The organism is Vibrio sp. S12_S33 (assembly GCF_963889785.1).
Classification (GTDB): Bacteria; Pseudomonadota; Gammaproteobacteria; order Enterobacterales; family Vibrionaceae; genus Vibrio; species Vibrio aestuarianus.
Genome location: NZ_CAWPQZ010000127.1, coordinates 1 through 1,862, shown reverse-complemented (window position 1 = coordinate 1,862; position 1,862 = coordinate 1). Strand labels below are relative to the sequence as shown.

Here is a 1,862-nt window from a genome sequence, read left to right as displayed (position 1 = left end):
TTTTCAAACAGGGTTTGCCATTCTTGGTCGGTACGTCGTTTTGCCATTTCAGATCTCCTTATGGTTGGAGATTTGATCGTATAGCGTGCTGAGGTTGATTAGAATGCGGTGTTTATGATGCGCTTACGGTGTAAGCAACTTTGCTGTTCGTTGTTATGGGTGCGCACCAATGAAGCAGCTAATCAAAGCTAGCGGGCTTGGACTACCTGACACAACTGACTTCTTCGGGCTTAAATCCCAGTAAATTTGAGTCAGTGACGTGTTCTCACTCAGCACCAGTTAGACGTTCAGCTCACTTCATTGTGCGACTTATTGGGGTAAAAATCGTTTCTCATCAAACACCGTTTTGTCCCTCAGCATGAAGTAGACACATCGCCCTAGTTTATAAGCCAACGCTGATAGCGCTTTGGCTTTGCTCATGCGTTTTTGCAGGCGTTGAATATTAGGGAAAATTCATGAACATGCCCATGTTTAAAGGGTTTGTAGCGTAGTGAGTTCTCAATTTTCTAATCTCACTAGTTAGCGTTATCACATAACAATCAATTGTCTGATGATCGATTTGTAGATCATTTTCAGTGTTTTCTAATACCTCCATAGACAAATTGGAGGTTCAACGATGAGTAACCAGCACCCATTTATGCATTTCGATGTCATTCCAGATTACAGACAACAAGACAAAGTAGAGCACAAGTTAACTGATATCATTTTGTTAACAATTTGCGCTGTACTTTCCGGCCAAGATAATTGGAAAGCGATTAGCTTATACGGAGAGGCTCGGTTGGATTTCTTGAAGCGATTTGGTGATTTTAGCCATGGTGTCCCTTCAACATCGACGATAGCCAGAGCGATGGGAATGATTAATGCGACTCGACTGCAAAAGAGCTTTATTGAATGGATGAAAGATTGCTGTGAGCTAACTAAAGGTGAAGTCATTGCCATTGATGGTAAAACTGTCAGGGGCTCTTATGATGACTCTCGCGGCCTTGGTGCCATTCATATGGTGAACGCCTTTGCGACAGAAAATGGTGTGAGTCTCGGACAACATAAAGTTTACGAGAAATCTAATGAGATCACTGCCATTCCAGAGTTGCTCGAACTGCTTGATATATCAGGTTGTTTGGTCACTATTGATGCCATGGGGTGTCAGAAGAAGATTGCTCAAAAAATACTAAATAAAAACGCTGATTATTTGCTTGCGGTAAAAGGCAATCAAGGCCGTTTGGAGCAAGCATTCGATAATTATTTCGACATGAGCATGCTACAAAAACACGATGGTGATTCTTATAGCACACAGGAAAAATCGCGTGGAAGACAAGAAACCAGACTGGCATTAACGAATAAGGATTTAAGTGTTCTAGGAGACTTAGAATTTGCTTGGCCCGAGTTAAAAACAATGGGTATTGTCGTGTCAGTAAGACAAGAGGAAGCCGTGGCAAAAGAGTCAGAAGTCACGGTGAGATACTACATAAGTTCGAAGGATTTAAATGCTAAGGAATTGTTAAATGCGACGCGCTCACACTGGTTAGTAGAGTCGATGCATTGGTCCCTCGATACGTCATTTGGTGAAGATGCTTGTCGAAAACGAGCGGAAGAAAGTGCAGAGAACTTTGCAAGGATCAGACAGATGTGTTTAAACATGTTGAAGAGTGAAACGACTTTGAAAGCGAGCATTAAACACAAAAGAGCGATGTGTGCGATGGATTCTGAGTACCTTTTGAAGGTTCTGGCAAGCCTTGACCCTGTAAATAATTCTGTGTAACTATCGGGGTTACATGTATTCAGTGAGTCGGTCTTCGAACATAATCATAAAGCGGTTTAGAGCTTGTCGCCAGTTTCTAATCGGCATCGTCCACTTCTTGGAA

1 protein-coding gene and 1 pseudogene are annotated in these 1,862 nt (G+C 42.2%); one reads left to right on the top strand and one right to left on the bottom strand.

Going from position 1 to position 1,862, the window contains the following annotated elements; translation table 11 throughout:
- Nucleotides 1–309: 309 nt before the first annotated feature.
- A pseudogene (locus AACW06_RS19350) lies at nucleotides 310–441 on the bottom strand (IS110 family transposase); the annotation flags it as partial.
- A 175-nt stretch (nucleotides 442–616) separates the two neighbouring features.
- Here AACW06_RS19350 and AACW06_RS19345 point away from each other — a divergent pair.
- Nucleotides 617–1,759, top strand: a complete 1,143-nt coding sequence (locus tag AACW06_RS19345) for an ISAs1 family transposase (protein WP_192076306.1) — start codon at nucleotides 617–619, stop codon at nucleotides 1,757–1,759.
- Nucleotides 1,760–1,862: the final 103 nt, after the last annotated feature.

Excerpts from the sequence above, each read along its gene's own strand:
- AACW06_RS19345 (WP_192076306.1), top strand. The coding sequence starts at position 617 with ATGAGTAACCAGCACCCATTTATGCATTTCGATGTCATTCCAGATTAC.